Source organism: Flavobacterium bizetiae (assembly GCF_902804475.1).
In the GTDB taxonomy this organism is placed as follows: Bacteria; Bacteroidota; Bacteroidia; order Flavobacteriales; family Flavobacteriaceae; genus Flavobacterium; species Flavobacterium bizetiae.
The window spans coordinates 1-3,216 of sequence record NZ_CADCSU010000187.1 but is presented as its reverse complement, the minus strand read 5'-3'; the positions used below and the strand labels follow the sequence as shown (position 1 = coordinate 3,216).

Annotated in this window: 4 protein-coding genes; all 4 read right to left on the bottom strand. The window is 33.0% G+C overall.

What is annotated here, in order from left to right; genetic code table 11:
- Window positions 1-504, bottom strand: a 504-nt coding sequence (locus tag FLACOL7796_RS22925) for a hypothetical protein (RefSeq protein ID WP_173973098.1), incomplete at its 3' end; no start/stop codon positions are given.
- Between the two features lie 326 nt (window positions 505-830).
- Window positions 831-1,427, bottom strand: a complete 597-nt coding sequence (hisIE, locus tag FLACOL7796_RS22920; protein ID WP_073481261.1) for a bifunctional phosphoribosyl-AMP cyclohydrolase/phosphoribosyl-ATP diphosphatase HisIE — start codon at window positions 1,425-1,427, stop codon at window positions 831-833.
- A gap of 97 nt (window positions 1,428-1,524) precedes the next feature.
- Window positions 1,525-2,280, bottom strand: a complete 756-nt coding sequence (gene hisF, locus FLACOL7796_RS22915; RefSeq protein WP_173973097.1) for an imidazole glycerol phosphate synthase subunit HisF — start codon at window positions 2,278-2,280, stop codon at window positions 1,525-1,527.
- A gap of 114 nt (window positions 2,281-2,394) precedes the next feature.
- Complete coding sequence (gene hisA / locus FLACOL7796_RS22910) at window positions 2,395-3,120, bottom strand: 1-(5-phosphoribosyl)-5-[(5-phosphoribosylamino)methylideneamino]imidazole-4-carboxamide isomerase (protein WP_173973096.1); 726 nt, start codon at window positions 3,118-3,120, stop codon at window positions 2,395-2,397.
- Window positions 3,121-3,216 lie beyond the last annotated feature (96 nt).

Here is a 3,216-nt window from a genome sequence, read left to right as displayed (position 1 = left end):
AAAAATAGATTTATTTGATTGAAAATATACGTTTTGCAAAAATCTATCATTCAAATTTCCATGAACTTTATAGGTATCAATAAACATTTTAATACCACTTTTTATAACGGTTGCATTTGGAAATTTTTCTAACATATACATAGATGGTGACGGTGAATTGTCCTTTTCTATAAATAATTCTCCTGTACTTTCGTTAATTGGATAATAAGTATTGTCTGAAGTCTTTTCTAAAAAAAGAAGTAATCTTTGTCCTTTCTTCAAATCTCCAGCTCGACCATCACACATCCATTCTTCCCAAATTGTAACATTGATTTTCGAATTAGATTTTCCTTTAATAAATTGATTAATGGTGAATTCATATTTATCCTTTGAAACACCTGAAATTGTACCATCAACAATTAAATCCGCTTTTGAAATAACAATTGAATAGGATAAGATATTTTTCTTGAAATCGAAATTTAATGTTGGAGTCAGAAACAGAAAAAGACAAATAAATAATTTCATAAGGAATGTTATTTATTACTAAAGTAATCAATTTTATGAAAGTTTAAAATATGGTTCTAATCAACCTGAGGAATTTACGGTTTTTGAGTTTATGGAGTAACGTTGAGATGGCACGCGGATGACGCGGATTCGCTTGCACGAAAGCACGGATTTAGGCGGATTTTTCAGTTTGATTTTCCTCTCAATGTTCTTTACGCAATCTTGTCATCCCGAGGAACGAGGGATCCCCACAAGAAACTAACACAAAGAATTTCTACATTGTCGAGCTACTAAAGAAGATCCCTCGTTCCTCAAGATGACAAACTGGGTGAAAATTTTATTTTTTATTACTTCTGACGTTTCTTCAAAACATCAACAACATCATTCAACTGAAAACCTTTTGCTTGCAATAAAATCAAATAGTGAAATAATAGATCAGCGCTTTCACTTAAGAATAAATCATCATTATCATCTTTGGCTTCAATAACCACTTCTACAGCTTCTTCGCCCACTTTTTGAGCAATTTTATTGATTCCTTTTTCGAATAATGAAGCTACATAGCTTTTCTCAGAATCGGCATTTTCTCTACGGGTTTTGATAGTATTTTCTAATTGAGAAATAAAACCGTAATTTTCTTTGTTTTCTTCCTGCCAGCATGTATCAGCACCTGTGTGACAAGTTGGTCCTACAGGTTTTGCCTGAATTAAAAGTGTATCGCCATCGCAATCATTTTTAATACTTACCAGATTCAAAAAATTACCACTCTCCTCGCCTTTTGTCCAAAGCCTTTGTTTAGATCGGCTAAAGAAAGTTACTTTTTGAGTTTCAATTGTTTTCTGAAGCGATTCTTCGTTCATATATCCCAGCATCAAAACATTTTTTGTTTCTGAATCCTGAATTATTGCCGGAATCAATCCGTGTGCGCTTTTTATATCAATTTCCATTTTAGATTTTAGATTTTAGATTTTAGATTTTAGATTTTGATACTCTGAAATCTTATTATTATAGATTTAATCTCTTTGTTCTTGTTTCTTACTTCTTTTAAAGCCTAACTTCAAAATCATTTTTTCTCAATTCTTCTTTTAAAGCTTTTATCTCGATTTCTTTAAAGTGAAAAACACTCGCTGCCAAAGCCGCATCAGCTTTTCCTTCTTTAAACGAATCTACAAAATGCTGAATATTTCCTGCGCCTCCCGAAGCAATAATCGGAATATTAATCAAGGTTGACAATTTAGCCAAAGCTTCGTTTGCAAAACCGTTTTTAGTTCCGTCATTGTCCATTGACGTAAATAGAATTTCTCCTGCGCCACGTTCAGCTACTTCAACAGCCCAATCGAACAGATTCAGTTCTGTTGGTACTTTTCCGCCAACTAAATGCACAATCCATTGTCCGTTAATTTGTTTCGCATCAATGGCAACCACAACGCATTGGCTTCCGAATTTCTGCGCCAAATCATTAATCAACTGCGGATTTTTTACTGCCGATGAATTAATCGAAACTTTATCAGCTCCGTTATTTAACAAAATCTCTACATCTTCTACAGACGAAATTCCACCACCAACTGTAAACGGAATATTGATTTTCTCGGCAACACTTCTCACCATATTCACCAACGTTTTACGACGTTCTTCAGTAGCCGAAATATCCAGAAAAACCAATTCATCAGCACCTTCCGCCGAGTAAATTTCTGCCAATTCAACAGGATCTCCCGCATCACGCAAGTCAACAAAGTTAACCCCTTTTACAGTTCTTCCGTTTTTTATATCCAAACAAGGAATGATTCTTTTTGCTAACATTTTTTTAATGTGTCAATTTATAATATGCCAATTAGAAAATTTGATAATTAGATAATTTAAACGCAATGTTAAAAATTATCTCATTTTCTAATTGACAAATTATCTAATTAATTCTCATTTTCTAATTATGTAATCTTCTAGTTGTTTCAAAGTAATTCTTCCTTCGTAAATTGCTTTTCCAATAATGGTTCCTTCGCAACCTAATTCAGCTAATTTTGGTAATTCGTCGAAAGTTGAAATTCCTCCTGAAGCGATCAATTTTACACCGATTGCTTCTTTTAATATTTTTTCATACAAATCAAAACTTGGCCCTTCAAGCATTCCGTCTTTTGCAATATCGGTGCAAATAACGTACTGAATTCCTTTGCTTTGATAATCCTGAATAAACGGAATCAAATCTTCGTTTGAATCTTCTAACCAACCCGAAATAGACACTTTTTCATGTTTGGCATCAGCCCCAAGAATAATTTTATCTGAACCGTATTCCGAAATCCATTTTTCGAATATTGCTCTATTTTTTACAGCTATACTTCCGCCGGTAATTTGGTTTGCGCCACTTTCAAAAGCAATTTTCAAATCTTCATCCGACTTTAAGCCTCCGCCAAAATCAATCTTTAAACTGGTTTGTGTCGCAATTTGTTCTAGTATTTTATAATTTACAATTTTGCTCGATTTTGCACCATCAAGATCAACTAAATGAAGATATTCGATTCCGTGCGCCTCGAATGATTTCGCTACTTCAAGCGGATTTTCGTTGTAAATTATTTTAGTATCATAATCGCCTTTTGATAAACGGACACATTTCCCGTCGATGATATCTATAGCTGGTATTATTCTCATGTATTCTAATTTTAGATTTATGATTTTAGAATTTAGATTCTAAAATCGAAATTGATTTTTGATATTGTAATTTGGTATTAATTATCACAATTGGAA

Coding starts and splice junctions, on each gene's coding strand:
- hisIE (WP_073481261.1), bottom strand. CDS start 1,427: ATGGAAATTGATATAAAAAGCGCACACGGATTGATTCCGGCAATAATT.
- hisF (WP_173973097.1), bottom strand. CDS start 2,280: ATGTTAGCAAAAAGAATCATTCCTTGTTTGGATATAAAAAACGGAAGA.
- hisA (WP_173973096.1), bottom strand. CDS start 3,120: ATGAGAATAATACCAGCTATAGATATCATCGACGGGAAATGTGTCCGT.